At 55.1% G+C, this 26945-nt stretch carries 25 protein-coding genes; 10 read left to right on the forward strand and 15 right to left on the reverse strand.

The window, feature by feature from the left end:
• Nucleotides 1-176: 176 nt before the first annotated feature.
• Entirely contained in the window at nt 177-533 is a 357-nt protein-coding gene (locus AC3Y2E_RS31800; protein WP_379217291.1) for a nucleotide excision repair endonuclease, read from the reverse strand.
• Nucleotides 534-773: 240 nt separating this feature from the next.
• Here AC3Y2E_RS31800 and AC3Y2E_RS31805 point away from each other — a divergent pair, with 240 nt between their 5' ends.
• Nucleotides 774-2126 (forward strand): extracellular solute-binding protein, encoded by a 1353-nt coding sequence (locus AC3Y2E_RS31805; protein WP_379217292.1) that lies wholly within the window; start codon nt 774-776, stop codon nt 2124-2126.
• Nucleotides 2127-2269: 143 nt separating this feature from the next.
• On the opposite strand, the gene AC3Y2E_RS31810 is transcribed toward AC3Y2E_RS31805, so the two are convergent.
• The 7 genes from AC3Y2E_RS31810 to AC3Y2E_RS31840 form a co-directional block, all read right to left on the reverse strand.
• Nucleotides 2270-3160, reverse strand: a complete 891-nt coding sequence (locus AC3Y2E_RS31810; RefSeq protein ID WP_379217293.1) for an amidohydrolase family protein — start codon at nt 3158-3160, stop codon at nt 2270-2272.
• Nucleotides 3161-3243: 83 nt separating this feature from the next.
• Nucleotides 3244-4494: an aspartate aminotransferase family protein gene (locus tag AC3Y2E_RS31815; RefSeq protein ID WP_379217294.1), complete on the reverse strand. Its 1251-nt coding sequence runs from the start codon at nt 4492-4494 to the stop codon at nt 3244-3246.
• 67 nt (nt 4495-4561) lie between these two features.
• Nucleotides 4562-6202, reverse strand: coding sequence for a glycosyl hydrolase family 28-related protein (locus AC3Y2E_RS31820; protein ID WP_379217295.1), 1641 nt, complete (start codon nt 6200-6202; stop codon nt 4562-4564).
• Nucleotides 6199-7092, reverse strand: a complete 894-nt coding sequence (locus tag AC3Y2E_RS31825; protein ID WP_379217296.1) for a carbon-nitrogen hydrolase family protein — start codon at nt 7090-7092, stop codon at nt 6199-6201. Before AC3Y2E_RS31825 ends, AC3Y2E_RS31820 begins: the two co-directional genes overlap by 4 nt.
• A 16-nt stretch (nt 7093-7108) precedes the next feature.
• Complete coding sequence (locus AC3Y2E_RS31830; protein ID WP_379217297.1) at nt 7109-8449, reverse strand: ABC transporter substrate-binding protein; 1341 nt, start codon at nt 8447-8449, stop codon at nt 7109-7111.
• Nucleotides 8450-8469: 20 nt separating this feature from the next.
• Nucleotides 8470-9246: an amidohydrolase family protein gene (locus AC3Y2E_RS31835; protein WP_379217318.1), complete on the reverse strand. Its 777-nt coding sequence runs from the start codon at nt 9244-9246 to the stop codon at nt 8470-8472.
• A 717-nt stretch (nt 9247-9963) separates the two neighbouring features.
• A complete protein-coding gene (locus AC3Y2E_RS31840; protein WP_379217298.1) occupies nt 9964-10305 on the reverse strand; it encodes a zinc ribbon domain-containing protein YjdM in 342 nt (113 codons plus the stop codon).
• Nucleotides 10306-10534: 229 nt separating this feature from the next.
• Between AC3Y2E_RS31840 and AC3Y2E_RS31845 the strand changes: the two genes are divergently transcribed.
• Nucleotides 10535-11725, forward strand: coding sequence for an epoxide hydrolase family protein (locus AC3Y2E_RS31845; protein ID WP_379217299.1), 1191 nt, complete (start codon nt 10535-10537; stop codon nt 11723-11725).
• A gap of 484 nt (nt 11726-12209) precedes the next feature.
• Entirely contained in the window at nt 12210-13193 is a 984-nt protein-coding gene (locus tag AC3Y2E_RS31850) for a helix-turn-helix transcriptional regulator (protein ID WP_379217300.1), read from the forward strand.
• Here AC3Y2E_RS31850 and AC3Y2E_RS31855 read toward each other — a convergent pair.
• Nucleotides 13165-13560 carry a winged helix-turn-helix transcriptional regulator gene (locus tag AC3Y2E_RS31855; protein WP_379217301.1) on the reverse strand — a complete coding sequence of 132 codons (396 nt, stop codon included), beginning with the start codon at nt 13558-13560 and terminating at the stop codon, nt 13165-13167. The two genes, AC3Y2E_RS31850 and AC3Y2E_RS31855, sit on opposite strands and share 29 nt — an antisense overlap.
• Before the next feature lie 140 nt (nt 13561-13700).
• On the opposite strand from AC3Y2E_RS31855, the gene AC3Y2E_RS31860 reads away from it, so the two are divergent.
• Nucleotides 13701-14930: an MFS transporter gene (locus AC3Y2E_RS31860; RefSeq protein WP_379217302.1), complete on the forward strand. Its 1230-nt coding sequence runs from the start codon at nt 13701-13703 to the stop codon at nt 14928-14930.
• A gap of 36 nt (nt 14931-14966) precedes the next feature.
• A complete protein-coding gene (locus AC3Y2E_RS31865) occupies nt 14967-15809 on the forward strand; it encodes an aldo/keto reductase (protein ID WP_379217303.1) in 843 nt (280 codons plus the stop codon).
• Between the two features lie 198 nt (nt 15810-16007).
• Here the strand turns inward: AC3Y2E_RS31865 and AC3Y2E_RS31870 are convergent, their stop codons facing one another.
• A complete protein-coding gene (locus AC3Y2E_RS31870; RefSeq protein ID WP_379217304.1) occupies nt 16008-17444 on the reverse strand; it encodes a M14 family zinc carboxypeptidase in 1437 nt (478 codons plus the stop codon).
• Between the two features lie 200 nt (nt 17445-17644).
• Here AC3Y2E_RS31870 and AC3Y2E_RS31875 point away from each other — a divergent pair, with 200 nt between their 5' ends.
• The gene (locus AC3Y2E_RS31875; protein WP_379217305.1) at nt 17645-18535 is read left to right on the forward strand and encodes a hypothetical protein; all 891 of its coding nucleotides are present in this window, start codon (nt 17645-17647) and stop codon (nt 18533-18535) included.
• Between the two features lie 126 nt (nt 18536-18661).
• Here AC3Y2E_RS31875 and AC3Y2E_RS31880 read toward each other — a convergent pair whose 3' ends face one another.
• Nucleotides 18662-20230, reverse strand: coding sequence for a methyl-accepting chemotaxis protein (locus tag AC3Y2E_RS31880; RefSeq protein WP_379217306.1), 1569 nt, complete (start codon nt 20228-20230; stop codon nt 18662-18664).
• 452 nt (nt 20231-20682) lie between these two features.
• On the opposite strand from AC3Y2E_RS31880, the gene AC3Y2E_RS31885 reads away from it, so the two are divergent.
• From AC3Y2E_RS31885 to AC3Y2E_RS31895, 3 genes are read left to right on the forward strand one after another with little or no spacing between them, the layout of a single operon-like run.
• On the forward strand, nt 20683-21063 hold the full coding sequence (locus AC3Y2E_RS31885) for a GntR family transcriptional regulator (RefSeq protein ID WP_379217319.1): 381 nt from the start codon (nt 20683-20685) through the stop codon (nt 21061-21063).
• A 1-nt stretch (nt 21064) separates the two neighbouring features.
• Nucleotides 21065-21910, forward strand: a complete 846-nt coding sequence (locus tag AC3Y2E_RS31890) for an ABC transporter ATP-binding protein (RefSeq protein WP_379217307.1) — start codon at nt 21065-21067, stop codon at nt 21908-21910.
• Between the two features lie 6 nt (nt 21911-21916).
• Entirely contained in the window at nt 21917-22567 is a 651-nt protein-coding gene (locus AC3Y2E_RS31895) for an ABC-2 transporter permease (protein WP_379217308.1), read from the forward strand.
• A 30-nt stretch (nt 22568-22597) separates the two neighbouring features.
• Here AC3Y2E_RS31895 and AC3Y2E_RS31900 read toward each other — a convergent pair whose 3' ends face one another.
• Both AC3Y2E_RS31900 and AC3Y2E_RS31905 read right to left on the reverse strand, forming a co-directional pair.
• A complete protein-coding gene (locus tag AC3Y2E_RS31900) occupies nt 22598-22873 on the reverse strand; it encodes a CC/Se motif family (seleno)protein (RefSeq protein ID WP_379217309.1) in 276 nt (91 codons plus the stop codon).
• A gap of 116 nt (nt 22874-22989) precedes the next feature.
• Complete coding sequence (locus AC3Y2E_RS31905; RefSeq protein WP_379217310.1) at nt 22990-23445, reverse strand: 8-oxo-dGTP diphosphatase; 456 nt, start codon at nt 23443-23445, stop codon at nt 22990-22992.
• 364 nt (nt 23446-23809) lie between these two features.
• Here AC3Y2E_RS31905 and AC3Y2E_RS31910 point away from each other — a divergent pair, with 364 nt between their 5' ends.
• Complete coding sequence (locus AC3Y2E_RS31910; RefSeq protein ID WP_379217311.1) at nt 23810-24997, forward strand: multidrug effflux MFS transporter; 1188 nt, start codon at nt 23810-23812, stop codon at nt 24995-24997.
• 165 nt (nt 24998-25162) lie between these two features.
• On the opposite strand, the gene thiM is transcribed toward AC3Y2E_RS31910, so the two are convergent.
• Both thiM and AC3Y2E_RS31920 read right to left on the reverse strand, forming a co-directional pair.
• Nucleotides 25163-25972: a hydroxyethylthiazole kinase gene (gene thiM, locus AC3Y2E_RS31915; RefSeq protein WP_379217312.1), complete on the reverse strand. Its 810-nt coding sequence runs from the start codon at nt 25970-25972 to the stop codon at nt 25163-25165.
• 9 nt (nt 25973-25981) lie between these two features.
• Nucleotides 25982-26926, reverse strand: a complete 945-nt coding sequence (locus AC3Y2E_RS31920) for a YbjN domain-containing protein (protein WP_379217313.1) — start codon at nt 26924-26926, stop codon at nt 25982-25984.
• Between the last annotated feature and the right edge of the window lie 19 nt (nt 26927-26945).

Raw genomic sequence — 26945 nt, forward strand, 5'->3', positions numbered from 1 at the left:
GCCTTCGCTACCTCCGCACCCATCCTCACGGACTGAGCACTATGCGTCAGCTACTACTTCCGCCGCCACGCGGTGTAGAGGAGACTTTCACTCCTTAGTCGAAGCGCTGCCAAGCGCACAAAAAGCAGCGAGCCTGGCCCCATGGCCGTGCCCGTTGCTTTGTCGTCGCCTTCCATTCATCTGAAAAACACTTTATCTTCATTATACTTGGCCTTGAGCTCGTTGATGATATAAGTCTCGTAGATCTCCCGGTCTACAGGACTTTCCTGTACGCATACCTCAATTTTAGCGACTTCGTTGCGATGGTCCTGGATGACGGATACCGTATCCTCGAAATGTTTTTTGATCCGCGGTCTCAGCTTGCGCGCCTTGCCGACAAACAGCAGCTCGTCCTTCTCGTTGTAAAACATAAAAATGCCGCCTTTATCCCTCGGAATCAGGTGAAAATCGGTAAAGCCGTAAATGTGACTAAGCTGGGGGTCCTTCTGCTTCAAAATGGTCACGTCCGGCGCCGGAATCGTTATTTGGATCACAATCGTTCACTTCTCCTTTCGTCTAAGTCTATATACTATCATAACGGTTCATGGAACACACATTGAATTTGTTGCTCCCCAGCGGCGCCATCCGGCTCCCGAAAAGAAAAGCTCTCCGCACCCGCGAGAGATATGGCTGAGCTTAGCCAATCTGCGGTATAATCATGGATATGTAGGGTACCTGTACCAATCCAGTACCTGTAAGTAAGTCCAGTCCGAAAGGAGATACATCCCACAAGTATGCGCAGAGCCAGCGATTTTCTATACGTCCGGTTGTATAAAACGTTAAAAGAACAAATTTTGACCGGGTTGATCAAACCGGGAGAGTACCTATTGCCGGAAAACGAGCTGTGCAAATATTACGGGCTGAGCCGGAATTCGGTTCGAAAAGCGCTGGAGGAGCTCCATAAAGAAGGGTTGGTCCTGAAACGAGTCGGGCTTGGCACGATGGTGCCCGCCGATCTGGCCATTCAGCACGGCGACAGGAAAATCATCCGTATCGCCGCTCCCTTTCCGGCCTATTTCGTAGATAACGGGCTGTATGTCTTATGCGACGCCTTCCGGCAGAAGTATCCCCATGTGGATATTCACGTCTTAAGCTTGCCCGCCGACACCTTCGCCGAGTCGCTGCTGCAATCCGACCGGATGGGCTTCTGCCCGGATATCGTGCTGATCGGGGAAAGCCAGCTCGGCATTGTCGAGAACCAGAGCCTATTCGAAGATCTGGGCTCCGTAGCCGGCGCTGCGCTGGAGGAGATGTATCCCAAGCTCCGCCAATCGTTATGCCCGGACAAAACCGTGCCGGCCGTTCCGATCACGTTCTCGCCAACGTGTCTCGCTTATAATCCGGATTTGTTTGCGGATGCGGGCATCCCCCTCCCGGGTCCCCATTGGAACGTCGACGATTTCACAAGCGCCGCCGAACGCGTCACCTCGATCACCGACGGCCGGATCGACCGCTTCGGATTTAGTTTGTTCCCGTCGCTCAGCCGCTGGCTCGTCTTCGCCCTGCAGAACGGGATGCGGCCCAAGTCCGTGGACAACCGGCCCATCATCGCCCAAACGCTCGACAGCCTGCAGGACTGGCTGCACCGCAAACGGATTGCCACGGTGTATACGGACAGCAAAAACCTGATTAACCCGTTCATCTACGGCAAATCGGGGATGACCTTAACGACCTTGTTCGAGATGTCCACCTGGACGGAGCGCGGAATCGGATTCAAGCCGGAAATCGCCCCGCTGCCGTTCGGCAATACGAAATCAACGCTCTTGCAAGCCAACCTGCTGCTGGTGCCCCGTGCATGCGCCGATCCCGGCTTATCGCTGGAATTTGTAAGTATGGCGCTGCAAGCCGATGTGCAGCGGACGATGTGCGAGAGCACCCCCTTCCTGTCCGTCTTGCAACCGGTTAATACGAGCGTCAAATCGGCAGCCTATTTGCATGCGATCAACGTCGGGGACCGCCTGATGGACAACAACTACTTCCTTCATGAGCTGCTAGATCAACAGATGGACCCGGCCGAGCTCATGGCGGAAATGAGCTTGTTCTGGCTCGGTCTGGAGGATGGCGGGACGATTGCCGAGCACTTCTGACTGGCGAACGGTGCGGGGACTCGAGAGGCGCTGCTGGCTTCCCGCTTCCCCAGCCTACGCCCGTCCGCGGCCCCCGCATCAGCAAAGCCCCCTGTCGCAGCAATCGCGGCCGGGGGCTTCTCTAAGCTTACGCGATAGAACGTTCACTGCCCGGCATCGTGCCCGAACAAGAGCGCGGCGGCATTGCCCCGGCACAAGGCGGTGCGTTGATCCGCCCCGATATCCGCCGCGGCCAGCTGCAAGGCGGTCGCCTCCGGTACCTGAATCGGAGCGCAGGAGCCGTAACCAAGCCGGCTCGCGAAGCCGCTGCGGCACAAGGAGGCGACGGCGCCTACGGGGCCGTTCGTAAACCACAGGTCGAGCATCACCCGGTCCGTACGGTGCCCCTCGTTCAGATGCTCGCTGACGCTGTCCCATTCCCGGGCCCGCAATCCGCTGAGAATAACCGGAAGATCCCCGGTCAGGCGGAGAAACTCCGCAATCTCGTGAAACTTCACCGGGACCAGCGGAACTCTCGGATGAACGAGCCGTTCGTCCTCCAGTCTCGCGCACAGATGGACCGGTAAGCCCTGCTCCTTCACCCGTTCCAGCAGCTCCAATGCCTGCGGCGACGTCAGGCTGTACCCGTGATAGCCGGGCACAAGCCGGATTCCGCGCGCGCCTTCCTTGACGGCCCATTCGAGCTCCTGCTCCCATCCCGGCTCGACAGGGTTCAGGATGGCGAACGGCCAGATCCGCTCGTCCTTGGCCGCCTCCCGGAACAGCTCCTCATTGCCCGACCTCGTATCGAAGCCGAATATGGAGGCGATATGGCTGACGAACATCCCGCTTAACCCGAGCCGGTCCGCCATCGCGCTCAAATCTTCGGCGTCCGCCCGAATCTGCAGCCGCGTCGGCCATTGACCCATAAACACGGTCAAATCGATAGCCTTCTCCTTTTGAAAAGGCGCGAGCAGGCGCATCGCCGGATAAACCGCCTCCTCACCGTGCGCCGCCTGATTTTTATCGAATGTTGATTCTGCACCAACTGCCATGATCCTACCTCCGCTTGAAGTGAAGTTGTTGTATCGATTGTTAGATTCGCCATCTGCCACCTGTTATCCGCCATCCGCGCCGGCTACCCGGCTGCCGTCTCGATATATTCGTCACAGGCGCGTTCCAGCCGGACCAGCGCTTCCGCGATATCTTCGTCCCGATGACTGAAATTGACGTAGGAGACGTTATAGAGCGATATGCCATGCTTGTAGGCGAGCCGGAAAAAAAGCGGCAGCACTTCACTTCCCGGCTTACCTCCGGTCGTGCCGAAGGCCGGGCACGGCCAAAAGCCGCGTACGGTCGCAGGAATGCCTTTGCGCTCGAACAGCCGGTTTAATGCGCCCCACACCGCCTCCCCCTGCTTCCACAAAAATCCGGGTACATCGCTGCGGCGATACGTGTCCATGCACGCTTTGGCAGCCGCGAGCGACAAGGTCTCGCCTCCGAATGTGGAGGAGATCACGACCTTCCCCGGAGCACAGCAGGCCATCACGTCTTTGCGCCCGGCATAGACGGACAGCGGCATTCCATTGGCGATCCCTTTGCTGAATACGGCCAGATCGGGCGTTACGCCGAAATATTGCTGCGCTCCGCCGATCGCAATCCGGAAGCCCGTAACGATCTCGTCGAAAATAAGCAGCGTGCCGTGCTTGTCAGCAAGCGCACGGACAGCCGGATAATACGTATGGCCGGCTTCCATCGAGCTGTAGTCCGCGGCGATGACGATCGCGGCGATCTGGCCGCTGAACTCATCGAGCAATCGCTCTAATCCCGCTATATCGTTCCAGCCGCAGGCATGATGGAGACTGCTTACCGCCAAAGGTACGCCCGGCAGCACTTGAGCGGTCCGTCCGGGCAATGCCGCACCTCCAATCGCATTGCTGTTCAGCCATCCGTTGTAGCCGATCTGCACGATATGATCACGGCCGGTGTACGCACGCGCGATTTTGATGCATGCCGCGATCGCTTCCCCGCCCGTCTTCAGAAACCGCGCCTGCTCCGCGCAAGGGATCAGCTCGCAAGCCATCTCGGCCACCTCGCATTCGAGCGTGTGGGGATGACCGTATATAATCCCGTTGTCGAGCTGCCGGCGTATCGCCTCATCGACGGCCGGATAGCCGTATCCGAGCGTCACCGGCCCGAGTCCGTTGCGGAAATCGATATAGTCGCGGCCGTCGGCATCCCATACCCGGCAGCCTTTCCCCCGCACGATAACGCCGGGCTCCTCCGGGGCGTATACCGGAGATTTTGAACCTGTGCTTGATCCCCAAGGGATCGATTGTTTCAGCCGTTCCGTCCAGCCTTGAGAAAGAGTAGTTTGTATATCCTGCATCGTATGTTTCTCTCCATCCATTTCGCGGATAACCGCCCTTCGTCTCTTCTGTTGCTCCCGTACCGTTTCAAACCGGCAGCCCGGCACTGTCCACCCAAGCCGCGCCGTTCCACCATATCGGTTTCCCGTTCGGACTCAGCGTCGTGTCCAGGTACACATAACCCGTGTCGTTCGCCGACAGCACCGGCCTGCCGGCTGTACTCCCTTTGCGGTGCCCGATCGTCCCGGTCCCGTCGTCCTGGATTCCGCCGCCTCCGGCCTGCAGCAAGTCGTGATACCGGTTGCCGCTGCCGGATTCGACGAACAGGCTTTTGCCGGCCGCATTCAAGCTTACACAGTCCACGATATAATTGCGGCTTCCGTTCACCTGATACGCATGCGAGGTACAGTTGACGGAAACCGAATCTCTTAGGATATTGTCGTTCCCGACAAACTTAATCGTGCCGGCTCCCCGGCTTCTGATGTTGCTGGCCGTATTGTTGTCCCCTCGTACGGAGAATGCGCCGGAATTCAGGGAAATGTTCACGAAGTTACAGTTCGAGCAGGTGGCGCCCTGCAGCAGATCGAACCGGATGTCGCTTATAAAGTTCGTGAACGAGCAGTTCGACACGACTCCATTCGTAGTAATGACCGCCCGGCCCGTCGAGGTTTCGCTCAAATCGAAATGGTCGAACACGCAGCGGGTAACGCCGTTGGCCGCAAGGACGAGCGGGTGGGAAAATACCCCTCTGGCCTTGAGATGATGGATCTGGAAGGTCGCGTTCGCGATCGGCGGATTAACGAGCATGTCCTTGCTGGTCACGACAAACCCCAAATGTCCGTTCCCGCTGTATTCGCTCTCCAGCAGCAGGTTTGTATACAAGCTATGGTCAGTTGCATTCACGACACAGCAGGACTCGGTTCCATTGACGGCATGAATGTTTGCGGCTATTACGTTGGCCGCCGTTTCGAATTTAATCGCGGCGCTTGTCATAGTCGAAGAGACATGGATATGCGAATACAGACCGTCGATGAAAATATTTCTCTGCGGATTTTTCGGGTAAATCACGAACCCGATCCCGATCGTAGCCCCTTGCGCTACGGAACCGTGCTGTTGGATCGAAATATTGCGGAATACGGCATTCGACACGCTTCCCGCGTTAATCCCGTATTGGGCGAACGTTTTGCATGTCATATCCGAGCATAAGAAGCCGTCGATCGCATCGGTCAGCGGATTTGACGCTATGGAAATTCCCCCGTTAGCCGTCACGGAAGGATCGCCGATCAGGACACCGTTCATGATCCCGACATTTTTTTGCGTCAGCGATCCTTTGAAGCTGAACACATACCCGTTCCCCTGCTTCTTCTCGACCGTCGATCCGCCCAAGTCGATCCATACATTCGAACCGCTGATCGTCACCCCGTTGCAGATGTACCTGGCCGCCGGCAGCGGAAAATAAACGACTCCTCCTCCCGCCGTCTGCGCCGCGTTGATCGCGGATTGAATCGCAGCCGTATCATCCGTTAGGCCGTCTCCCGTGGCTCCGTAGTCGGTTACGCAGTAGCTGGCACAGGCAGCAGCAGCCGATCCCAGCCGATCCGACAGAAGCTCGGCCGATGCTTTCGTTCCGCAGCCCGCCGCAAGAGCGGCTCCCGTCATTCCGATGGCCGCGAGCATCGCTCTTCGGCTGACCGTTCTATGGAGATGACCGTTTCGATTCTCTGTCATGGCGCGCTCTCCTCCTCTCGTCGCATGACGATCCTTCCGTAAGCTTCCGGCTTCCGGTTATCGAACAACGCCTTTTGATACTCCACGACATCGTTGTAGCAGAAGGAATGGGCTCTCCGTTTGTCGTCCAGATCGACGTCTGCGGTTGCAATCGCCTCTTCCCGGCCGGTGTCGGCCAGAATGATGCCATCGTCGCCCACAATATTGGAACGGCCGACAAATCGGCCCGGAGCCCAATGATTCCGCTCCGACTTGTCGCTGTAGGAGGAAGAGACGAACAGGCAGCCGTTGTCGATCGCCCGCGATTTCAGCTGCACCTCCCACATCACCTCTCCCCACCCGCTCTGAAAATGCGGCCAGAAAAGAATGTCCGCGCCCATCAGAGCCGTACACCTCGCGCTTTCCACAAAGCTGTTGTCATGGCAAATGATCGCGCCCACCGTCCCAATGTCGAGCGTAAACACCCGGAACTCGGTTCCCGACTGCACGCCGTACGCCATCTCCGGATAAGTCGGGTGGACCTTGTGGTAGACCCCGGCGACGAAACCTCCCCGATCGAGAAAGACACAGCTGTTGTACACAGCGCCGCGGTCGTTCAGATAAACCGAGGCGACCACATGCATGCCGTACCGGGCGCATACGGCGGACAGCTCGCCAAACATCGCATTGTCCAGCGTCTCGGCGTGCCGCTCCAGCTTGCCTGCGTCCAGCGGAATGCCTGCATGGGTAAACGTCTCGGGAAGCAGCACGATATCGGAGCCGCGCTCGCCCGCCTGGTGCAGCAGCCCCAGCATCCGCTCGATGTTTTCCCGTCTGCCCGCCTCGATCGGCTGATCCCGGTACACGGTCAATTTGGGCTGTATGGTGCTAATTCGCACGTTTCTGCTCATCCCTTTGCACCGCCTCTTATTTGCTCAACTGTGCCGCTATATCTTTATCGTGGGCTTCCGCAGCGTCGCGCAGCGCAGTATTGATGTCCTTAGCGCCGGTTACGATATCCGCGAAAAGCTGCTGCTGGTACTTCAAATCGAGCGATTGGAATTTCGTCACCTCGGTCGGAGAGGCCAGCTTGGGCCAGATGATGTCTTTGTTTTTGCCGGCCAGCTCGGGAACGTCCGCGCCAAACTGCTTTAAGAGATTGGAGTTGTTTTTCATGATGGGAAGGTAGCCTTGCTTAGCGTAGTAGGTTTGAAATTCCTCGGATGCGAGTGAAGCGATGACTTGAAAGGCGATGTCCTTGTTCTCGCTCATATTCGTGACGTACATGTAGTTCGGGTACGTCTGGGGACCGGTGCCGGGGGCGTCCTTGCGCTCGGGAAGCCGGATCATGTCCCAGTTCAGCTCTTTCGGAAATTTGTACAGCTGCCAGGTGTTGTCCAACCCGACGTACATGGCGGACGTCCCTTTCACGAACGAGTCGACCATTTGCGCGATGCTGGGAGTGGTCGTCCAGTTGTTGCCCGGTATTTGAAAGAAACTGGTGAGGAATTCTGTCTCTTTCTTATACGCATCATTCGTATATTGCGCCTTGAACGTCTTCAGGTCCTGCCCCGGCACCGATTTCTGATTCAGCAGCATCATATGCCAATAGGTGGCGGTTAATCCCCGGTAAGAGACGCCGGCTTCGGTGCGCGACAGCTTCTTGACCGCTTCTTGCAGATCGTCCCAGGTCGTGCTGCTTGTCGGAAGAGGCACGCCGAATCGGCTGAACAGATCTTTGTTGTAGAAGAGGACCAGCGTGTTGGCCGTAAAAGGAATGCCGTAAACGCCGCCGTCTGCGAAGCGTCTCTGGATCTGAACGGCCGACGGCTCGATTGCGTTCAGGTCGAAGCCGTACTTCTTGATATACGGCGACAGCTCGAGCTGTAAGCCGTTCTCCAGCACCGAGCCCGGGGTTGATCCGCTGGGAGCGGTAATAATATCGAATTTCTCCCCGGCAGCCAAATAGGTGGCAGTCGTCCTCGCCGCACCGGCTACGACCATGGTCGGCAAATACTTCAACTTGACGTGCGGAAACTTTTTCTCGATAAACGTCCCGAAATGCGTCTTCATGAATTCTTCGGTAAATCCGCTCATCGTTCCGTGGAGCGTCAGCTCTACCGGCTCGCGGGGAGGCTCTGCAGGCTTACTTGTCCCGTTATCGTCCTGTTGTCCGTTCGGTGCTCCTGTACCGCCGCCGGCGGAGCATCCTGCTGCAAACACGATCAGAGATGTCATGGCAACCAGCGTCCGTTTCCCCATCTTCATTCGGTGTTCCTTCCCTTCGATTAGGTACTGATCATACTTGCCGAATAAAGCTCGCCATGGATCGATTCTCCGAGCAGCCTAGCCATATTGTGACCCATGACCAAATCAAACTCTTCCCGCGAGAGTCCCGCTCCCAGCACTTTGCCGATGTTGCTGGCCAGGCAGGCGCCGTACAAATCCGACCCGAATATAACCCGTTCCGCGCCTAGCCGTCGAACCGCGATACTGACTTCTGCGCCGCCGATCGGAGATCCGGAGGTATCCGTGTAGACGTTCGGATAAGGCGCAATCCGATTGACGGAGCTCTCCACCTGCCCCGCCATATGAGCCATAAGAATCCGCGCCTCCGGATATAGACGGGCCAAGTTCGCGACGTGCTCGGCCGTAGATTCGTAAGGCAATTGACCGACCGTCTTGCGCCAGGCGTGGATGAGGATAGGCACCTTGTAGGCGATCGCCTGCTCGATGAACGGATACACCAGCGGATCGTCGCACAGTGTAGCCACCCACAGCTTGAGGCCGATCATCCGCTGATCCTCGATGCGGCGGCGGAAATCCTCCAGTGCTTGCCGGCCGTTCCGGGGGTTGACATAACAGTAGCCTGCCACCCGTTCCGGATAGCGCTGCATAACCGCATACAGCTCATCGTTGGATGTACTCACCTTGTCGAAGGACGGGTAGTATCCCATACCGACGACCGTGGAGCAGACGAATAGCTTCACACCGAGCCGGTCTCCTTCCTCCAGCGTGCCTCGAGCCAGGTCAGGTCCTTGCAGATGCACGTGCGCGTCAATCATGTTCAATGCGTGACTCCTCCTTTTTCCTCCTAGTTTCTTTTCGGACCGATAATGGTATAAGAACCGTACATGTTCCATCTTGGCTTATAATCAGCCGTACATGATGTATTGTATTCGAATAATTATGGTATATGTACCTTTCCTGTACCATTATTTATGTTCAGTATAGCTGTTGCGGTAAGCGGTTTCAACCTTTATTTTTTGAAAATATCGGAAGCTGCTTCGCCGAAAGCCTAATACGCGGGTCTCTATAAACATAATAAGAGGTTTTGGCACCTTCTATTTTCGGCATTAGAGGGACGATCGAGACGAATAAAGGCGGTTTGGAAAACTTATTTCAGCCAACTGATGGAGGGTGTACCCTATTCGCGGATACTAACGGTTCCAAACGAGGCTTTTGATTCATTGTGGACAACCAAGTGGAAAGGGAAAAGATTACCTTCTGGCGAGTTTTGTCTGGAATCCCCTACCTTACAATCGTTATTCAATCAAGGGATTCCGGACAACCTGTCTGAGCAGAAGAAGGTAACTTTTCACTTGGAACGGCCTGCTAACACTTCTACACAATGAATCGACAGTCTCCCAAACCACTCTTATTTCCCCATCCAAGCGGCTTTTGGACAAAATAAAGGGTACAAACCGCTCTTACTCGGCAAAAAGCCCCGAATCCACTCAAGTGGAGCCGGGGCTTGCTTCGATTTTGTGCGCGATCACGCCTTATATCTTTTTAACAAATTCCGATTTCAGCTTCATCGCGCCAAAACCGTCGATTTTGCAATCGATGTCGTGGTCTTCATCAATCAGCCGGATATTTTTGACTCGCGTGCCGATTTTGATTACCGACGAGCTTCCTTTTACTTTCAGATCCTTGATGACGGTTACCGAATCGCCGTCGTTCAGGATGTTCCCGTTCGCATCTTTGACCACTTTCACTTCCTCGCTGTTTTCGCTCTCCGCTTCCAGCGTCCACTCATGGCTGCATTCCGGGCAGATCAGCAGACTTCCGTCTTCGTACGTGTATTGGGAATTGCATTTCGGGCAGTTTGGTAAAGCAGACATCCTTTCATATCCCCCATTCTTCTAGTTATGCTGGCAATCGGTGAGCCTTCCGCGTATATTCCTCGATGACTCCCTACCAATATACTTGATATTCGGCAGCGATTCTACTGTAAGCATCTTTTCCGGAAAATTTGGCCGCTCCTCCCAAAGATGACAAACAGTTGTCAGCAACAGCTCTTTATACTTACAACCGTGAACGACAAATTCAACCGTAAGGAGCTGTTCAGTCATGATACATCCTGATCGAAACGAAAGCGCGGCATCGGACACGGAAATCCGGCCTTTTCACATCGCTATACCGCAACTCGATATCGAGGATTTACAAAACCGTCTGGCCCGGACCCGCTGGTCCGGCGAGCTGCCCGGCATCGGCTGGAGTCGGGGGGTTCCGGTCGACTATCTGAAGGAGTTGGCCGAATATTGGCGCACGGCGTATAACTGGCGCCAACATGAAGCCGCGCTTAACGAGCTGCCGCAGTTTACAACCCGGATTGACGGGCAGACGATCCATTTCCTGCATATCCGCTCGCCGGAGCCCGGCGCAACTCCGCTGATGCTCCTTCACGGCTGGCCCGGTTCGTTCGTAGAGTTCCTGGACGTCATCGGGCCGCTGACGAATCCGAGGGCGCATGGCGGAGAGCCGGCCGATGCGTTCCACTTGGTCATTCCGTCCCTCCCCGGCTTCGGCTTTTCGATGCCGCTAAGCGGCCCCGGCTGGACGGTCCGACGGATCGCGGCCGCTTTCACGGAGCTGATGTCCCGGCTCGGCTACGACCGGTACGGAGTTCAAGGCGGCGACACGGGAGCTTTTGTCGCTCCAGTCATGGGTCAGTTGGATCCCGGCCGGATCATCGGCGCCCATGTCAACTCCCTGCTGACCTTCCCGATCGGCGCCGAAGGTGAGATGGAGAGCTTATCCGAAGCCGACCGGAACCGGTTCGCCCTGATGGAAGGATTCAACGACGGGTACTTGCAGATTCAGTCGCTCCGTCCTCAGACACTGGCTTACGGCCTGCACGATTCTCCGGTCGGACAGCTCGCCTGGATCGTCGAAAAATTCAAGGAATTGACCGAACCGGACGAAGGCTTGCCCGAGGATTCCATCGACCGGGATCTCATACTGACCAATATCAGCTTGTATTGGTTCAACGGGACGGCCGGCTCCTCCGCGCAAATCTACTACGAAGCCAAACATGACTTCGCCGCTTGGGAGCCGAATGAACGCGGAACTGTGCCGACCGGTGTGCTGTTCTCCCTCGCCAAGGACGTAACGATCCGTTCCTTCGCCGAGCGGGACCACCACATCGTTCATTGGTCGGAATTCGAACGGGGCGGCCACTTTTTCGCCATGGAACAGCCCGCTCTTCTCGTTCAAGATGTCCGCGAGTTTTTCCGAAAAGTCCGGACGACCGGTCGGTAAAGCAGCGTCATCGGAACTAGGGTCGGAAGCCCGCATGTTCTTCCCGGACCTTTAGGCTCCGGGAAATCTCCTTTCGGATCGGACTCCCTTTTAATCATCCAGGTCATTCATAACGCAACATTAAGTAAATAATAAAATAAATAAAAAGAGCAGTCCCGCCGACTGCGACGAGTAAACTAGTGATCGAACCTATCCAAAAACCAGGCTTCCTTAAAAAATGTAATTTCGATATGATGTTTTCAAGATACAACCTATTATTTTCTTTCATTTACATCACCACCTTATTCCTCCGGAGTTGAGTCCAAAAAGGCAGCAGCAGAATATTTCAAAGCTAATGAAAGACTGATATTTTGCCACCATTCCCTATTATTAAAGACACCGACGGCGAGTGGAAGTTGCTTGTTCCTGGTGCAGAAACCAAAGAATGGTTTTTGAAAAGGTTGTTGGATTAAAAATTGCCAATTTGGACCGGGGAGGAACCTATATGAAGCTGGAGCGCCTGATGGCTATCACGATCTTGCTGCTGAACCGGAAACGGGTGCAGGCTCAGGAGTTGGCCGAACGTCTCGAAGTTTCTTTGCGCACCATCTACCGGGACTTGGATACTTTGAGCGGCTCCGGCATTCCGATCGTGTCCTACCCGGGCAACGAAGGCGGATATGAGATTATGGAGGACTTCCGTCTCGACCGCCAGATGCTGTCGTTCGACGAGCTGCATACTTTGTTTACCGCATTACGAGGGCTGCATACGACCCAAGCGATGAAGCAGCACCATATGGATCGTCTGCTCGAGAAGGTGGGCGCCTTGGTCTCGCGGGCGGAGCAGGAACGGATGAGCGGCACCGATCAAGTGGTCATCGATCTGACGCCTTGGCAAAGCGGGGCGGCCTCCCGTGCGTTGTACGAAACTTTGCACAGCGCCGTAGGGCGGCAGAAACGGATCGGTTTTACTTACACCGACAGCAAAGGCGCGGAAACGGAGCGCCGCATTGAGCCGCATATGCTGGTGCTCAAAGGATACGCGTGGTATGTGCACGGATATTGTTTGAACCGGGACGATTACCGGTTATTTAGACTTTCGCGGATAAGGGATTTGACGATTATGCCGGAAACGTTCAATCGCCGGTCCATGACGCTGGCGGAGGTGAACGAGCGATGGGAGGAAGCGTGGGAGCAGGAGTCGGTGGATCTGGTCCTTCGTTTTACCGGTAAAGCGGTCGTGTCGGCGATGGACCATTTCGATGCGGCGGATACGCAGCGGCAGCCGGACGGTTCGCTTGTCGTGCGGACCCGGTACGCTTATAGGGAGCACGAAACGTTAGTCCGTTTCTTGCTCGGCTTTAACACGGATTTGTACATCGTCGAGCCGGATCATCTGGCAGCGTCCGTCCGGCAACGCGCTTGGGAAGTGTTCCGTCTGTACGAGGAACGGAATTATCCTACTCCTGCGCCTCGTCCTTGTGATTAAGTATATTGTCCTCCAATACGGCGAACTTATCCCCGTACTCTTTAATAATATGCTTCTCTCCCCATGCGCATAAAGAATCCAATATCGATTTTAAGCTCCATCCGTATTCGCTAAGCTCATACTCCACTTTGGGCGGCACCTGATTGTAGACGATCCGGTTCACAATGCCGTCCTCCTCCAGCTCCCTCAGCTGCTGGGTCAGCATTTTTTGCGTAATGGCGGGCATCAGCCGCTTCAAGTCGCTTGTCCGCTTCTTCCCGTACGTCAGATGGCATAAAATGACGCATTTCCACTTCCCGCCGATCACTTCGAGTGTCGCTTCGACTGAAATATTGTATTTTTTCTTGACCGCCGCTTCTTTTGCCATCGTTCCTGCCCCTTTATTAGATGGTAATAGGAACTTTGAAGTACCTATATCACAAAAAAGTACGTACTGTTCATCTTCCTTCCTGTCACCCATAATAACAGGTACCGGCCGGATATCACAATCTTGTAAGGGTGGGAAGGATGACAGACAACAGAAGGAGTACACTCGCGCTACTGGCTTTGGCCATCAGCGCTTTTGCGATCGGAACAACCGAGTTTATCAGCGTAGGCCTGCTACCGCTTATTGCCGATGACCTTCATATATCGGTTACGACTTCCGGGTTAACCGTTACTTTATATGCGCTTGGAGTCACCTTCGGCGCTCCAGTCTTGACGTCCCTGACCTCGCAGGTATCGCGCAAGACGCTGCTGCTCTGGATCATGGTCGTCTTTATTGCAGGCAACATGCTCGCGGCGGCCGCGGGCGGGATCGGGGTTCTGCTGGCCGCACGGGTCGTCTCGGCGCTGGCTCACGGCGTATTCATGTCGATCGGCTCTACGATTGCCGCCGATCTTGTACCGGAGCACCGCAGGGCGAGCGCCATCTCGATCATGTTCTCCGGACTTACCGTTGCGACGGTTACCGGAGTTCCGATAGGTACGTTTATCGGCCAGCAGCTCGGCTGGCGCGCGGCTTTTGTCGCGATTGTCGTTGTCGGAGCGCTCGCGTTCCTCGCCAACCTGATGCTGGTGCCTGCGAATTTGCGCAAAGGAGCGAACGTCCGGCTTAAGGATCAAGTGAAGCTCGTGACAAACCGCCGGCTGCTGCTCGCTTTTGCGATTACGGCGTTAGGCTACGGAGGCACTTTCGTCGTCTTTACCTATTTATCCCCGCTGCTTCATGAAATAACCGGATTTGAGCCCGAAACGACGGCTTTCATCCTGCTTGTTTATGGAATCGCGATTGCAGCCGGCAATATGATCGGAGGCAAGGCGGCGAATCGCAAGCCCGTAAAGGCATTGACCATGATGTTCGCCGCTCAGGCGTTTGTCCTGCTGGTGCTGGCCTTTACCGCGCCGTTTAAAACCGCAGGACTGATTACCGTCTTTTTCATGGGCTTGTTCGCCTTTATGAATGTGCCTGGCTTGCAGGTTTATGTAGTGGTGCTGGCTGAACGGCTCGCTCCTCAGGCCAAAGATATAGCTTCCGCTGTAAATATTGCCGCCTTCAACGCCGGGATCGCCATGGGCGCCTACTTGGGCGGCGTCGTTACCGACTCGATCGGGCTGATTCATACGACGTGGATCGGGGCGCTGATGGTGCTTGGGGCAGCAGTGCTGACCGCACTGGCCCGGATCTTGGAACGCCAGGACGAGGCGGGCGAACCGGTCCGGGAGACTGCTCCCAACATGCACTCTCAACTATGCTGAACGCCGCTTTATACCACATTTCGGGAGGAAACGAAGATGATGAATTCGATACAGAATACTGTAACGCTGCACAACGGAAAGCACATGCCCGTACTCGGACTCGGCGTGTTCAAAGTGGAAGAAGGACCTGATCTGGTTCAAGCCGTGAAATCGGCCGTCGCCCATGGTTACCGCAGCATCGATACGGCAGCGATTTATGGGAACGAACGAGGCGTCGGCGAAGGAATTCGCGAAGCCTTGCAGGACAACCGGATTACACGGGAAGAACTGTTCGTGACTTCCAAGGTATGGAACGCCGACTTAGGGTATGAATCGACGTTAGCCGCTTATGAAGCGAGTCTGAGCCGTTTGGGGCTGGACCATCTCGATTTGTATCTCATCCATTGGCCCGTGAAGGGTAAGATTACGGAATCGTGGAGAGCTTTGGAGTACCTGTACCGGGAAGGGCGGGTCAAAGCGATAGGGGTGAGCAACTTTCAGATTCATCATCTGGAGGATTTGATGAAGGCGGCCGAAATCAAACCTATGGTCAACCAGGTCGAGTTCCATCCGCGGCTAACCCAGAAACCGCTGCTTCGCTTCACGAAGGAGCACGGCATCCAGCTCGAAGCCTGGTCTCCGTTCATGCAGGGCGAGCTGCTGGATAACCCGCTGCTGCTCGAGCTGGCGGCCCGGTACGGGAAATCCCCGGCGCAAATTATTCTTCGCTGGGACTTGCAGCACGGTGTCGTCACGATACCGAAGTCGATCCGAGAACACCGGATTATCGAAAATGCGGCGATCTTCGATTTTGAATTAAGCGGGAAGGACATGGACCGGATCGACGGGTTGAATGAAAACCGGCGAGTCGGACCCGACCCGGACCATTTCGACTTTTAACGGCAGTGAACGGGGTCGTCCATAGTCTTTTTGCGATTTTTGAAGCCCCATTCCGAACCGATTTCTTTGCGAAAAAGGACCTCATCCCACTTTACCGTGGAATTTGAGGTCCTTTCGTTGGGAAAACGGAACGTTCCGTATCATGCGGATCTTTTGGGGACAGCCCCCATGCCCTTGTCTCCCGGACGCCGCAAGGGTTTACCGGTTCTGCTTGATCCATGCGTCACCCAACCAGGTCCGGATTAGCAGCCAGTCGTTCCAGCGCTCCAGCGCTTGGACTTCCTGCGGGTCCAGCTGAGCCAATACAGCCGACTCTTCCGCTTTCGGGGACGGATACAACGGAGTTTGATCCGTCAGCTTGATGCGTTCTTTGTACGTCTCGCTATGTCCTTGGAGATAAGAGCCCGCATCCAGCTGAATCCATTTCGGACCGAGCCATGTGGGTACCCGATACCAGTTCCCCAGCCGTGCGTCTGCTGTCACTTTGGCTGGGCCCAGCTTCGCGCCGACCGGGTATCCTTCCTTCGGCCGACTGTACAGCTGTACTTCCTTGAGCAGTTGGAGCTTCTCCTCGACGTTCTCCACCGGGTATCGTTCGCGCCACAGCTTGTACCCTTCCGACGCCAGATACAGCCCTACGTTCTTATTGTCTTCCCATATGTCCGCGAACGTCCACAGAGGCAACTCCGTCTCCGCATGATACGCACCGATCTCCGCCGTAAAGCCGGGACGCCCGAATCGCATAATAAACCAGTCGGTGAATCCTCCGCCCGAAGGATTTTTCTCGGGCTTCATCAAGCCGTACCCGGTCATCGCGCTGATCGTATCGGCCATGTTCCTGTCTCGTGCCAGATGTTCGGACAACGTATTGAAATGCCAGTACAACACTTCGCCGGACGAATGATACGACAGAGCGATTTCCGGGTCGGTCTCGCTGGCGAATCGAATCATGGCCGCCGCCTCCGCCGTCTCGGCCGGGGCCGTCCCTTTATAGTTTTTGTAGCCGGGGTAAGCCGGAGAATTCCGAATGCCGTCCCACATCGCCGGATACTGCCTGTTCACATCGATTCCTTGAGCGTTAGCCTTCCAGCGTGCGAAGTTATCGCTATAACCGTTCATGACCGCCAGACTGGCATGCCAATAGTCGGGAAAAGCGTTCAGCCCTTCCTGCTGCAGCGCCACACCGTCCGGATTCACCATCGGCACAAACCAGATCGAGCAGCGGTCGAGTATATCCCGTACGTCATAGCCGTCGTAGCTCACATGTTTCTCATACGCATAAGCGTAACGGTCGATCAGATACAAGATGAGATTGGTCCCCATCCATTCCCTGGCATGCTGGGCCCCGTCGATCAGGACCTGTGCCTCTCCTTTGCCTAACCGGACCGCCCGGATCTCACGTCCGAACAAAGTATGGCCGATCGTTCTCACTTCGATCAGATCCGGATAAGCTTCGGCCAGCCTATCGATATGTTGGATCGTCAAGGCATACGTGATCTTCTCATAAGGATTCACTATATTCTTGCTAGTCTTGTCCGAATCCGGGACGGCTGCGTGCACCGTTCCCAGCATCATAGCTGCGCCTAGAAGGACTGCCAGCATCGCCGTCAACCTTCCGCTTCTTCTCGTTCTCACCCGGCTGCTCTCTCCTATTTCATCGAATGTAGTTTCTAGTATGATGAGAAAAATTACCTAATGGGTTTATTCATTTTAATAGATTATCGACAAAATTACTATATACCTGTCATAAACTTAGGTATATTGTCATATTTTGATAGATCATGTAGAATGGTTCGGTAGCACCATATACCGATACATAGAGGAGAGATTACAGGATGGCAGGAACGTGGAAACGAATAACCGTAATGTTATCACTAGTTTTGAGCGTATCGCTTATCGCGTCGCTGACGGCGTTTGCAGCAGCCGATAAACGGTTCGATGCGAAAAACGGCAATTATGTCACGATATCCAACTATGTAGAGACACAGAAAATAAAAGACGTAGGTTATGGCGAGACGATGTATGTCGTATCCGCACCTGTGACGATCACCTTTCACGGCGAACTGTCGGACGAAGCGTCCATCGCCAAATGGGTCGATGACGAAAGCCTGGAATACGTAGAGATCAAAGACAACAAAGCCGTGCTGACGGAAGCTGTCGACTACGGAGTGTTCCCTGTGTTTAAAGGGGAATCTCGGGGAGACAATGCCGCTATTATTTTGAAAGTGGTAGCGGGCACGGAGGAAGCGAGCAAACCTGAGCCGGCGCCGGCACCGGAATCCGCTTCGCAGCCGGCCACCGCGAACCCGACAGCCTCCAAAGTGCTGGTGAACGGCAAGGAAGTATCCTTCGAAGCTTACAATATCAACGACAACAACTACTTCAAGCTGCGGGACTTGGCTATGGCCGTTAACGGTACCGAGAAAAACTTCGAAGTGAGCTGGGATGCCGTCCAGAACGCGATCGCGCTCACCACCCAGAAAGCTTACACGCCGGACGGAAGTGAACTGACTGCTTCCGGCGAGAAAGCAAGCAAGCAAGTAACGCAAACGACCGCCAAGGTGACGCTCGACGGCAAAGGCGTCCAAATTACCGCGTACCACATCGACGGCAACAATTACTTCAAGCTGAGAGACGTCGCCAAATTGATGAATATCGGCATCACTTGGGACGCCACAGCCGGGTCGATCGGCATCGATACGAAAGCGGCTTACGCGGATGAATAATCGCGGCGATTAGGCGGCTTACCGCCCGCCAATCGCCCGGCGCGGCGGCTTCATCCGGACATCCAACAAGCTCCGTCCAGCTGATCTGCTGAGCGGAGCTTGTGCTATTTGCCGGCACCTATCGGGTCATACCTGAAAGGCCGATACCGAACGATTCAGTTCTTCAGCCAGACCGGCCAACGACTGAGCTGACCCGGCCGTCTCCTGGGATGCTGCGGCCGACTGCTCGCAGGAGGCGGCGATCATCTCCACCGATTCCAGGATCGTGGCCGACTGGGCCGTCTGTTCCTCGGTAGCTGCCGCAATCTCCATGATCCGGGAAGACGTCTGCTTGACCATGCCGACGATGCCGTCGAACGCTTCCCCGGTTTTGTCCGTGTCCTCCACCGCTTTACTCGTCGCTCTCACGCTGTCCTTCATATTGCTCTGCATCCCTTTAATAATCGCCGATATTTCCTTGGTAGCGTTGCCGCTGCGTTCCGCCAGCTTGCGCACCTCATCGGCTACGACGGCGAACCCTCGTCCCTGATCCCCCGCCCTGGCTGCTTCAATCGCTGCATTCAGAGCAAGCAGATTCGTCTGCTCGGCGATCTCATCGATGACGGCGACGATCTCCCCTACCTTCTCGGAATCTTTCTCCAGCACCTCGATTTGCTCGTTCAACCGGGTAATGCCCCTAATGGTGTTGCCGATAATCGTTCCGCCCTCTTGGGCCATGGTGGACATTTTCTCGGAAAAATCTGCGGCGTCCACCGCGTTTTTGGATATCGATTCCATGCTGAGATTCAGTTCACGGAACAGCTCGTTAATTTGCTGGGCGAACTGCGCCTGGCTCTGCGTGCCGCTCGCCACCTCTTCCGTAGTCGCGGATATTTGCACGGCGGCCGCGCCGACATGCTGGGCGGACGAGATAATATTGCGGACAAATTCCTGATAGCTGGCCAGCATCTTGTTGAACGAACGCGACAGCTCCCCGATCTCATCCTTGCTCGTATCGGGCAGTCTGGAGGTGAGATCTCCTTCGTTGTTAGCCAGCTCCTGCAATTTACTGACGATCGTCTGCAGCGGCTTAAGCTTCACAAACAGAAGTCCGATCGAAGTCATCATCGCGGCGACGGCCAAAACGATGGCCGCTATCGTTATGTACAGAAACGTATGGAATCCGTCCTCGGCAGCATGGAGCTCCTGCTCGGCACGGGTGTTCATCAAAGTCTGGAACCTGGAGATCGGTTCGGCGATGATCTGCTTATTCCGCTCGTACGCGTCGTCGAACATGAGCTGCCGGGCCTGGTCGAAGTTCCCCGCTTCCACAGCCCGGAATGCGGCTTCCTCGGTCAGAACCAGCGCGTCCGACTTCATCTTCGCCTGCGTAAGAAGATCCAGCTCCTGCGGAGGCGCATTCATTGCTTTCAAGCGTTCGACGACGCGGTCTCTCGACTTCGTCTCGTTCACTTCGCGCCAGTAGTTGTTGTAGAACGTTTTATTGCCGAACTGCACATACTTTCGCGCCTCGTCCGTCAAATAATTGGAGGCCCGCTCCAGGTCGAAGCCGAGCTGTTTGAATTCCGCCTGGCGGGAGACGGCCTTCTGAACGTCAAGGTAATGGCTGCGGAGCATAAGAACCGAGAAGATCAAGACGATTGCCAGCCCGGCAAAAACAACACCGAGCACCTTCAGAAGAACAGAAATTCTCATAGAATGTACCTCCCGTTAGTTGTATTGAACTTGATGATCAAACAAGCTCCCTTAAGCGAGACCGCATCCCCTCCCGGTACAAAAAGAACCCTTCTTCATAGAAGGGTTCTCCGGCATACAACATTCTACTGGGAACCCGGCTGTTTTTGCAGCATTGCGTTGCACCGATGGATTTGTACGTTCCTGCCAGGTTGGCAAGCTTCCATTCTCAGTAGAATATACGTCAATATAAGTTGAAATATGTCGTTTCATGTCTAATTATAGATCGATATACCTAGAGTGTAAATAAGTACATCAAAGATTTATAAAGACCCCGCCGATTGACGCAGCGTGCAGGCTTCAATCCTTAATCCGGCAGCTCCTCCATTTCGCTCTATTGACTTCATTGCCCTATCTGTGTATTCTGTGTATGTATGAGATACACAGTTGAGAGCGGGTGAACCGTTACGAAAATTATTATTTCCAACGTATCCGATCCTCCCATTTATCAGCAGATCAAAGGGCAAATTAAGGATGCCATCCTTCGCGGGGAATTAAGCGAAGGCGAACAGCTGCCGTCCATCCGGGCGCTGGCGAACGATCTGCATGTGAGCGTATTGACGACCCGAAGGGTGTACGACGAGCTGGAGGCCGAAGGCTTCGTGACGACGCGGGCCGGCAAAGGCTCTTACGTCTCGCAGGGAAACCTGGAGCTGCTGCGCGAATCCAAGCGGCATATGGTGGAAGTGAAGCTGACGGAAGCGTGGCAGCTGGCGCGTTCTTTGGGAATCGGCAGAGGCGAAATGTACCGGATGATGGATTTATTATTCGAGGAGGAAGAGGGCGAGGCGTGAGATGATCATGGAAGTAGAAGGGCTGAACAAAAACTTAGGCGGATTCGAACTGCGGGATGTCAGCTTCTCGCTGCCGGAGGGCTGTATTACCGGGTTTATCGGTGTGAACGGGGCCGGTAAAACGACGACCATCAAATCAATTCTGGGCCTGATCCTGAAAGATTCCGGCGAAGTCCGGATGTTCGGCAAAACGATGGAGAAGCACGCGCGGGAGCTGAAAGACCGGATCGGGATCGTATTCGATGAAGGGTACTTCTATGAGGATCTAACGATGGCGGAGATGAAAAGCGTCCTCGCTCCCGCTTATTCCACCTGGGATAACGCCGCCTTTACCCGGAACATGGAACGCTTCGGGCTGCACCCTGCCCATAAAATATCGACGCTGTCCAAAGGGAATCGCATGAAGTTCGCGATCGCCCTCGCGCTGTCACACCACGCCGATCTGCTCATCATGGACGAGCCGACGAGCGGTCTTGATCCTCTGGTCCGCAGCGAGATTATGGAGATTATGCTGGAATACATGAAGGAAGACGGCAAAAGCGTGTTTTTCTCCACCCACATCACGTCCGACCTCGACAAAATCGCGGATATGCTGATCCTGATCGATAAGGGCCGCCTTATTTTCAACGAGGACAAAGACCTGCTGCTGGATACGCACGGCTTCGTGAAAGGGGACCGGGCCGACCTGAACGAGCATACCCGGAAGCTGTTTCTGACGCTGCGCGAAACCCGTTACGGATTTGAAGGGCTCACCGCTCATAAGCAAGCGGTTAAGGAGCAAATGAACAAGGCGCTTATCGAGAAGCCTACAATTGAAGATATTATGCTCGGCTATGTCAGGAGGTAACAGGCCATGCTGCTCCATCTCGTGAAGAAAGACTCTCTGCTGGTCAAAAAGTATTTGATTCTGATGTTTATCGCCGCGATCGCGCTTCCCGTGTTTATCCAAATAAAAACCGCCTCTCTTGGCGGCGGCGGGTTTCTGGCTTTTTTTATAAGCACGCTGTTCATTCAGTTCATCATCTTTAATTCCGTATCGCTGCTCGAGTACAAATTCAAAGGCTCGGCTATGTTATGCGCCACTCCCTACGGCAGAAATGCGCTCGTTCAATCGAAGTATCTGTTTCTGCTGCTGCTGTTTGCCGGCTGCTGTGTTCTGTACACGTTGACGGCTTTGCTGATCCCGGGTCAGCTGGACATGCTGAGCCTGTCCGACTTCGGCAAAACCTTTTTAATCCTATCGGTCGTTTTCTCGATTATGATCCCGGTGCAGTACCGTTTCGGATTTGAGAAATCCAAATATATATTCTTTTTCAGTATCTTTATTACACCGTTCCTAGCCCCTGTCGTTATGCAATATGCGCAAGCCCGCAACTTCAGCTTCCCTGCGGCGTTCCCGGGCCCGCAGATCGTTCAGGACTTGGCGCCAATTGGGCTGGCACTCGCTGCCGGCGTTGCGTCGATGCTGGTTTCCATGCGCATTTTCGGCAAACAAAACTTGTAGCTCTACCCATACAGAATATCGCGGGGCCTGTCATTGAAGCTTAGCTGAAATCGACTTTAGAAAGCCAACGCCGGACAATTTCAGAACCAGTTTCTCCTTGACACAAAGGTTCTTCTCCATATAGAGGGAGATTCCATCGACTTTAAGCTCGTTGTAGGGCTCTAACTGGCCCGGCTTCCCCGGCACGGCGACCACCTCTTGAACGCCCGGCGCGCAGCAGGCGCGTACATTCAGCGTTTTGACAGTCAGTTGGCCGCCTTTGCCCTGAATCCATTGCTTGGCTGGTTGATCGAATTCCACATTCATCGAAAATCGCCCCTTTTTCGCACGAGTCGTTACTTATCAGTATAGGGCGGGGGGACTCCCTACTCAACGCGCGGCGCCTTTGTAAATGTTTCCATAGTGGCAGGCTGCCGGCGGGATCATTGCCACTTCATGGCGCTTTCGCCGTTCCGGCTAAGAATTCCGAACCCTTCGGAGTACGCTTTGTCCAGAAACATCGGCAGCCGTTCCTTAAATCCTTCCGCAAGCGGGAGCGAAGGCAGCTCGTCTCGTTGCACCCAGCTCAGCTTGCCTTCCTCCGTCTCTTCCACCAGCTCCCCTGAGTAGGAACTCGTTCTATAGCTGAACACCATATACTTATCCTGTGTCTCTTCATGAAACCAGTACACAATCCCGCACAGTTCGAGATCCGATACGGTCAAGCCGGTCTCTTCTCTTACTTCTCGGATCGTCGAATCGATGATGCTTTCCCCTTCTTCGATATGTCCTCCCGGAAAGGCCAGCCCTTTCCACGACTTGATCCGGTCCTGCACCAAGACCCGGTCCGTCGCCGGATCATAGATCATGCACATATTGGTCAATTTAACATTTGGCATCCTTCAGCACTCCAACCCAGACGTATGATGGTAATTTCTTCAACCGGCGACAATCCCGATTACAAATCCATCATACCCTGTACAGCCACGCATGAATAGCCGTGCCGTTGCCGTAATTCGGGTTCTTCCGCCGGATAAATTGAGTTTAGCCATAGTGGGAACGTATTCTGTAAAACTTAAATGGTATAATACCAGCATCCTTCTATAGTTTTTTCTAATGCTTGTGTTACCCATCCCCCTATTAATAAAAACTTTAAGGTGATTCCAATGCTCGCATTTACCCGATTGACCAAATGCAAACCCCCGATCCCGTAATCGCTTTGAAAGCGAATTGAGATTTTCAATGTTATAGGGGGATTTGCCAGTGGAAAGAAAAATCTCAACACCGTCTTTATGGCTGCTTATTGTTCTTGTCGGTTTTCCGCAAATCAGCGAAACGATATATACGCCTTCCTTGCCGGACATAGCCCGTACGTTGCAGGCAAGCGGCAATACGATTCAATTAACGCTCAGCATTTACTTTCTCGGCTTCGCCCTCGGCGTATTTTGCTGGGGGAGGCTATCCGATTCGATCGGGCGGCGTCCCGCCTTGCTTTGGGGAATTTTCGTGTACGGAGCGGGAAGCTTGGGGTGCTATTTGTCGAATTCGGCGGAATGGCTGCTCGTAAGCCGATTCGTTCAGGCCTTCGGCGCCAGCACCGGTTCGGTAGTGACCCAGACCATACTCCGCGAAAGTATCGACGGAGCCCGGCGTCATGCCGTATTTGCCCAAATATCGGCCGCTCTCGCCTTTACTCCGGCCGTCGGGCCGTTAATCGGAGGATGGGTCGATCAGTCGCTCGGGTTCAGGGCGGTATTTTTCACCCTGGTGGCGATGAGCGTCGCTGTGTTCGCGTACACCTGGGCGTCTCTTCCCGAGACCAGAGTGTCCCCGCCCTCGAACATCCGGGTTGCGGCTGTAGCGAGGCGGCTCGCTTCCGATAAGAAGGTATGGGCGTTCGGTTTTCTTATAGGCGCCGCCAACGGGATTTTGTTCAGTTATTATGCGGAGGCTCCCTTTATTTTTATTGAGTTTTTTCAGATGAAGCCCGGCATGTTCGGATTCCTCGGCATTTTTGTCGCGCTGTCGTCCATCCTCGGGGCGATGTTATCCAAGAAGCTGCTAACCCGGCTGACTGCGGAGAACATTATCGTGCTCGGCACCGCGGTAACGACTGTAGGAGCCGGATGTCTCACAGGGCTCGCTCTGTACGGGATCGGCCCGACCGTTCTGTTCCTCGCGCTGACGGTAGCCTGCCTCTTCATTCTTCTGCTGGGGATCGGCATGGCGATTCCGGGCTGCCTGAGTTTGGCGCTTGTCCGTTATGGCGATGTGCTTGGGACAGCCGGCGCCATCTTCGGACTGGGTTACTATATAGTCGTCAGCCTGATTACAAGCGGCATGAGCTACCTGCACGACGGCTCGTTGGTGACGATGCCCGTCTATTTCCTCGCAGTGGCGGTCCTTATGGTTCTCGTTAGCCGATCGGTCGCCGGCCGCACAGCCCGGTAATCTTTTCCGGAACCGTGCCCTGTGCGGACTGTACGATCATTCGCATAAGCATCAAAAAGAAGCTGCCCCTATGTCTGAAAAGACTCTAGGGACAGCTTCTTTGTTGACGATACGGTTGTGTAAGCTTATCCCATCCTGCTTTTCGAGCGTAATGCCAGGCTCCGTTCACACTCGGGTCACATTCAGAAGTTCGCCCCATGCTCTCCCGTCCATTTGATAGAGCTGGTTCAACAATTCGATCTGAAACGTCCCCGGGCGTCCGGGACCGGCGACCCGCTCCGCCGTCTCCGCGGCGGCTCCGTAAAAAGATACTGCGGAAACGGAGGCGAGCACCGGGTCCTGAACGGCTGCAAGAAAGGCGCCGATCACGGAAGTCAGCAGGCAGCCGGTTCCTGTAACCCGCGTCAAGAGCGGCGTACCGCCGCTGATCCGGTAAGTGACCGACCCGTCGCTTACGTAATCCTCCGGCCCTGTCACGACGACGACACAACCGAGCGCATGTGCCGCCTGCCGGGCCAAGCCGCTTACGTCCTCCGCCGCTCCCCCTGCCGCGTCTACGCCTTTAATCGTCCGCGCTTCGCCGATGACATTGGCCACCTCCGGGGCATTCCCCCTTAAAACCGCAATCCGAAGCTCCTTCATGATGCGCCGTGCGGTCTCGGTCCGGTACGGAGTCGCCCCGGCCCCTACCGGATCGAAGATGACCGGCACCTGGTGCTCGTTAGCCGACTTGCCGGCCAGAAGCATGGATTCCACGACGCTTGCATCCAGCGTCCCCATATTCAGTACGAGAGCCCCCGAGATCCGGGCCATATCGGCTGCTTCTTCCTTCGCGTAAGCCATCACCGGCGAGGCGCCTAAAGCCAGCAGACCGTTCGCGGTAAAATTGGTGACCACCACGTTTGTAATATGATGCACTAACGGATGCGCCTCTCGTACTTGATTCAGCGACGCAACGATCGTAGATTTGTCCATGTTCTTCACCTACTCCACCTCTCCCTGCGCCGCAGCATCGTGAAGGACGTGGAAATAATGGTCCATGATCACGACATTGGTCGTGAACAGTCGGCCGAACAGCTCCCGGGTTAGCCGGTCCTGCTCCACATCGATGCTCGTCCGGTAACGCAGCTCCCCGTCGGTTGTATCCAGCTCGAAGCTGCCGATCTCCAAGTCGTAGTTTTCCTCGACGAGGAATACGGCCATCCCGGTCCGGTGCTCTTCGGGTACGAGCTCCGGATAGACGGAGTAGACGATGCATATCCGCTTCTCTTCATCAGTGCGGACCAGGACGATCCAGGAGCCGTTCATTCCGGTAAACGTGATACGAAGGAGCCCGTCCGCTACCCGTTCATACGGGATTTCCTTGCCGCTCAAGTAACCTTCGACAATCTCGTTCATCTCCGGTCGGGGGTTACCAGATGCCGCTTGAGCGGCGGCGGGCTCCGCCCATAACGTACGGTACCCTTTTTTAAGCGAACCGGTCCCGAACTCTTCGGGAAGTTTCACTTGCTGCTTCACTTCTAGGATGAGCCAGCTTTCGCTTTGCCGGAGCGCGCGCCCCGCCTCGGAGTCCTGCAGCAAAGTTTGCAGCACTTGTTCCGCTTCCGTGCCGTGATGCAAAGCAGCTTTCATCAGACTATGCCGCAATACGGCCCGCAGCTCGATCGGCTGATCGGCTTCGAAGGCCATACCGGCTCCGTCGCTTCTGGCCGCAGCGTGCAGCCCCATCCATTCTCCAGCCATCAATTGGCGGTATACGTCCTGCTGCACCTCGAAGGAGAGCGTACAGGTAAGACGCTCCTCCGCTTCGGTCAGCTCCAGCCGCTTGACGGAAGCCGTAAGGCCGTCCCCCGTCAGAGTGCGGAACACGAGTTCATGATCGAAATCCAACCGGGACTGCGCCTTGCTGCCATTTCCTGAACCGGCCATCTGCAAGCCTCCTCTACAC

This window comes from Paenibacillus sp. MAH-35, from assembly GCF_058135425.1.

Coding starts and splice junctions, on each gene's coding strand:
- AC3Y2E_RS31810 (WP_379217293.1), bottom strand. CDS start 3,160: ATGGCAGTTGGTGCAGAATCAACATTCGATAAAAATCAGGCGGCGCAC.
- AC3Y2E_RS31855 (WP_379217301.1), bottom strand. CDS start 13,560: ATGGCAAAAGAAGCGGCGGTCAAGAAAAAATACAATATTTCAGTCGAA.
- AC3Y2E_RS31815 (WP_379217294.1), bottom strand. CDS start 4,494: ATGCAGGATATACAAACTACTCTTTCTCAAGGCTGGACGGAACGGCTG.
- AC3Y2E_RS31895 (WP_379217308.1), top strand. CDS start 21,917: ATGCTGCTCCATCTCGTGAAGAAAGACTCTCTGCTGGTCAAAAAGTAT.
- AC3Y2E_RS31900 (WP_379217309.1), bottom strand. CDS start 22,873: ATGAATGTGGAATTCGATCAACCAGCCAAGCAATGGATTCAGGGCAAA.
- AC3Y2E_RS31835 (WP_379217318.1), bottom strand. CDS start 9,246: ATGATTGACGCGCACGTGCATCTGCAAGGACCTGACCTGGCTCGAGGC.
- AC3Y2E_RS31850 (WP_379217300.1), top strand. CDS start 12,210: ATGAAGCTGGAGCGCCTGATGGCTATCACGATCTTGCTGCTGAACCGG.
- AC3Y2E_RS31840 (WP_379217298.1), bottom strand. CDS start 10,305: ATGTCTGCTTTACCAAACTGCCCGAAATGCAATTCCCAATACACGTAC.
- AC3Y2E_RS31865 (WP_379217303.1), top strand. CDS start 14,967: ATGATGAATTCGATACAGAATACTGTAACGCTGCACAACGGAAAGCAC.
- AC3Y2E_RS31875 (WP_379217305.1), top strand. CDS start 17,645: ATGGCAGGAACGTGGAAACGAATAACCGTAATGTTATCACTAGTTTTG.
- AC3Y2E_RS31860 (WP_379217302.1), top strand. CDS start 13,701: ATGACAGACAACAGAAGGAGTACACTCGCGCTACTGGCTTTGGCCATC.
- AC3Y2E_RS31820 (WP_379217295.1), bottom strand. CDS start 6,202: ATGACAGAGAATCGAAACGGTCATCTCCATAGAACGGTCAGCCGAAGA.
- AC3Y2E_RS31880 (WP_379217306.1), bottom strand. CDS start 20,230: ATGAGAATTTCTGTTCTTCTGAAGGTGCTCGGTGTTGTTTTTGCCGGG.
- AC3Y2E_RS31905 (WP_379217310.1), bottom strand. CDS start 23,445: ATGCCAAATGTTAAATTGACCAATATGTGCATGATCTATGATCCGGCG.
- AC3Y2E_RS31920 (WP_379217313.1), bottom strand. CDS start 26,926: ATGGCCGGTTCAGGAAATGGCAGCAAGGCGCAGTCCCGGTTGGATTTC.
- thiM (WP_379217312.1), bottom strand. CDS start 25,972: ATGGACAAATCTACGATCGTTGCGTCGCTGAATCAAGTACGAGAGGCG.
- AC3Y2E_RS31890 (WP_379217307.1), top strand. CDS start 21,065: ATGATCATGGAAGTAGAAGGGCTGAACAAAAACTTAGGCGGATTCGAA.
- AC3Y2E_RS31805 (WP_379217292.1), top strand. CDS start 774: ATGCGCAGAGCCAGCGATTTTCTATACGTCCGGTTGTATAAAACGTTA.
- AC3Y2E_RS31830 (WP_379217297.1), bottom strand. CDS start 8,449: ATGAAGATGGGGAAACGGACGCTGGTTGCCATGACATCTCTGATCGTG.
- AC3Y2E_RS31845 (WP_379217299.1), top strand. CDS start 10,535: ATGATACATCCTGATCGAAACGAAAGCGCGGCATCGGACACGGAAATC.
- AC3Y2E_RS31825 (WP_379217296.1), bottom strand. CDS start 7,092: ATGAGCAGAAACGTGCGAATTAGCACCATACAGCCCAAATTGACCGTG.